Genomic DNA, 3,813 nt, shown 5'->3' on the forward strand with positions numbered 1-3,813 from the left:
AACGGCGACCACCGAGATCTACACCTCTCTATTCGTCGGCAGCGTCAGATGTGAATAAGAGTCAGCCTCGTCCCCGACGACCCCGCCCATCTCGGACCGTTCCGCGTTCTCGGGCGGTTGGGGTCCGGGGGCATGGGCGTGGTGTACGCGGCGCTGGATGGTCGCGACCGGCGGGCGGCGGTCAAGTGCGTGCACCGGTCCCACACCGCGGACCAGGGGTTCCGGGACCGTTTCGCCCGGGAGGTGAGGTTGGTGCGCCGGGTGCGGGCCACGGCCCTTCCGACCTTCCTCGACGCCGACACCCGTGCCGACTCGCCTTGGCTGGCCACCGAGTACGTGCCGGGCCCCACCCTGGACGAGTACGTGCGCGGGCACGGGCCCCTTCGTGGCGATTCCCTGATCGCTTTCGCTCTCGGTACGGCCGAGGCGCTCACCGCTATTCACTCCGTCGGGGTGGTGCACCGGGACTTGAAACCGGGCAACGTGATCCTGGCGCCGGACGGCCCGAAGGTGTTGGACTTCGGGATCGCCCGTGCCGTGGAGGAGTCCGCCCTGACCCGAACCGGTGGCCTGGTGGGAACACCGGGGTGGATCTCGCCGGAGCAGTATCGCGGAGCCGACGCCACCGACCGTTCGGATGTGTTCGCCTGGGGCGCGCTGGTCGCCTACGCGGCCACCGGGGTCGGCCCCTTCGGCGCGGCGGCCTCCGACGTGCTGGTCTCCCGGGTGCTGTCGGACCCGCCGTCCCTGGACGGTGTCCCCGAGACGTTGCGCGGGGTGGTGGAACGGGCCCTGGCCAAGGAACCCGGTCTCCGGCCCGACGCCGCCGGACTCCTGACCGAACCGGTGCTCGCGGTCCCAGCGCCTCGGGCCGTCGCCACGTCGGCCGAGCCCGCCCCCGACCGGTCGGTCGATCCGTGGCGGGAGCACGCGCCGCCCCGACGCTCCTGGGCCCGGCGTCACCGTGGGGCTCTGGCTGTCGGCGCGGCCGGGTTCGTGCTCGCCCTGATGGCCGGCACCGGGGTCTGGTCGATGGTCGATGAGCGGCTCGGTGGGGGAACGGACGATCCCGCCGACGGTTCGACCGTCGACGACGGCACCGCCGGCGGCGGGGGAACCGAGGGGGAGACCACGGACGCCGCCGTTCCCGACGACGTCCCGGAGGAGTACCGGAGTCTCTACGAGTCCGGGAACGTGACCGTGGCCCCCGACCCCGAGGCCGGCGACACCCTGGTGCGCGCCATCGAGCCGGCCGAGGGAGGGGAGGCCTTGGACCAGGTCCGACTCCACATGGGCGGACACTCTTGGTCGGACACCATGAACCTGACCGTCACGGTCACCGCCGAGTACCTGCCGGATTTCGGCGAGCTCCGTCTGCACAGCAACGACTTCGCGAAGGTCGAACGGATCGACCCCGAGGACGAGTCCCTGACCACGACCCCGGCGAACAGCGGCGGGACCCTGGCCACCCTGTCTCCGGAGGAACCGACCGCGGAGTTCTCGGTGTCCTTCATGTCCCTGTCCAACGGGGTCCCGCACGACATGTACTTCGCCGTCTACTACACCCCCACCGCGGTGGTGCGGGAAAGCGCCCGCCCGGAGGTCGATTACACGGGTGGTCTCTGCTACCTCTGGCGCGGTCCAGGCGACTCCTTCAACGCTCCCGACCCGGAGGAGGTCACCCCGATCGACGCCGCCCTCTCCGGCGGTTCCCCGGTGAACAGCTGCGTCTACGGGCCCGAACAGGACCTCCTCCAGGAGGGATGAGTCCCACCCCTGCGAGCTTTCGGCCCGACACCCCTTGAGACCCCGACATCGAAAGGAAGCGACGATGAACCGGAACCTCCCCTTCGACCGCGACCACCTTCCACCCGGAGTGGATCAGCCGGGGCGAGGCGACCCCGATCGACTCGGTGACTACCGGGTGGTCGGACGCATCGGCGCCGGTGGCATGGGCGCGGTCTACGCCGGCGTCACCGACGCCGGAGACGTCGCCGCGGTCAAGGTGATCCATTCCCGGTTCGCCGACGACCCCGAGTTCCGGTCCCGCTTCGCCCGCGAGGTCGGCTTGGTGTCCCGGGTCCGGGCCACCTGCGCCCCCGCCTTCCTCGGCGCGGACGTGGTGGCCCCCACCCCGTGGATGGCCACCGAGTACGTCCCGGGCCTGACCCTGCGCGAGCACGTCGATCGGCACGGGCCACTGACCGGAGGGATGCTCACCGCGCTCGCGGTCGGTCTGGCCGAGGCGCTGACCGCGATTCACTCCGTCGGGGTGGTGCACCGGGACCTGAAGCCGGGCAACGTGATCCTGGCGCCGGACGGCCCGAAGGTGTTGGACTTCGGGATCGCCCGCGCCGCCGACGGGACCGTGCTCACCGCCACCGGCGGCCTGCACGGCACCCCCGGATGGGTCGCCCCGGAACGGTACGAGGGTGTGGAGGTGACCGGCCACTCCGACATGTTCGCCTGGGGCGGCCTGGTCGCCGTCGCCGCGACCGGCCGGCCCCCCTTTGGGCGAGGAGCCGTGGACGGGGTCGTCCACCGCAGCCGGCACGAGGATCCGGACCTGGACGGTGTGCCCGAGCACTTGATGGACCTGGTCCGGCGTTCACTGGACAAGGACCCGCGGGAACGCCCACGGGCGGATGAGGCACTGGCGGAACTCACGCGTGGCTGGTCGGCGACCCGGGTCATGCCGGGCGGGGCACTGCCGCCCACCCGGGTGGAGGAGCCGGGACCGGACGCGGACCCCACCGAGATCGTGCCCGAGCTGTTGGTCGCCGAATGGCGGGGGGTGGTGGACCCGGGCACGCGAAGGGTGCGGAGGCCGCGCCGGACGGTGTGGTTGTCCGCCGCCGCGGCGGTGTTGGTCGTCGTCCTGGTCGGTGGCCTGTTGGTCGTGGACCGGCTTCCCTCGACCGGTGGCGACGACGGGCCGGGTGGGGCCGGGGAGGGCCCCGGCGGTGAGGAACCCATCGGCGAGGAGGCCGACGGGCCGGCGATCCAGAACGCCCCGGAGGACGGTCCGGTGGTGGCGGCCGAGGCGATCGAACTCATGGAAGGCGCGTCCGACTACCTGTACCGGCACGATTTCCAGGCCGACCAGGAACGGGCCCATCCGTCAGCCACCGTCACCGAGTACACCGAGGAGCCGGTCCGGGCGCTCCAGCGAAGGAGCTATGAGCCGGCGGGGGTCCACATCGACCTGCGCCACGGGGCCGAACTGGAGGAACAGGTCTTCGGGCTGGTCACCTTCGATGGGAGCGGTGCCAGTGACCCGCGGTACTACCGGCAGGAGGGGACCTTCTACGAGGACCTGGACCTGGCGGCGTCGGCCGACTGGGGGCTGACCCAGATCCTGGAACCGGACGCGGAGATCGAGTACCAGGGCCGCAACCGGGTGCCCCACGAACAGGAGCTCCTCGACGGTGGGGTCAGCGCCGGTCTGGAGTTCCAGGAGACCGAGGGCCACCACTACAGCGGAACCTTCACCGAACCGGTCAACGAGGAGGGGGTCGGTGGCGGTCCCATGAATTTCGACCTGTGGGTCGACGACGAGGGCTACCCGCTGCGCTTCGCCGGCTCCGGGGCCCGGGTTCACGACGACCCCGAACAACCCGAGATCACCATCACCGAAACGCGGGACTATGTCTTCCACGAGTCTCGCGACGTCCATGTCCCCGAGGAGTCGGAGATCCTGTCCGAACGCCCCACCCCCGGGTTCTGAACCCGAGCTGCCCGGGCCGCCCGGACGGCCCCGAACACTCTCGATCCCCCGACCCAGAACAGAGAGCCCCATGCCCACCGACGCCC

The 3,813-nt window shown here is 71.3% G+C and carries 2 protein-coding genes; both read left to right on the top strand.

All coding sequences use genetic code 11. The annotated features are described in order from the left end of the window. The first annotated feature begins 54 nt into the window (after positions 1-54). Positions 55-1,767 (top strand): serine/threonine-protein kinase, encoded by a 1,713-nt coding sequence (locus BQ8420_RS05795; protein ID WP_255404828.1) that lies wholly within the window; start codon positions 55-57, stop codon positions 1,765-1,767. Positions 1,768-1,831: 64 nt separating this feature from the next. After that, positions 1,832-3,727 (top strand): serine/threonine-protein kinase, encoded by a 1,896-nt coding sequence (locus tag BQ8420_RS05800; RefSeq protein ID WP_087096780.1) that lies wholly within the window; start codon positions 1,832-1,834, stop codon positions 3,725-3,727. The last annotated feature ends 86 nt before the right edge of the window (positions 3,728-3,813 follow it).

Source organism: Nocardiopsis sp. JB363, assembly GCF_900143625.1.
In the GTDB taxonomy this organism is placed as follows: Bacteria; Actinomycetota; Actinomycetes; order Streptosporangiales; family Streptosporangiaceae; genus Nocardiopsis.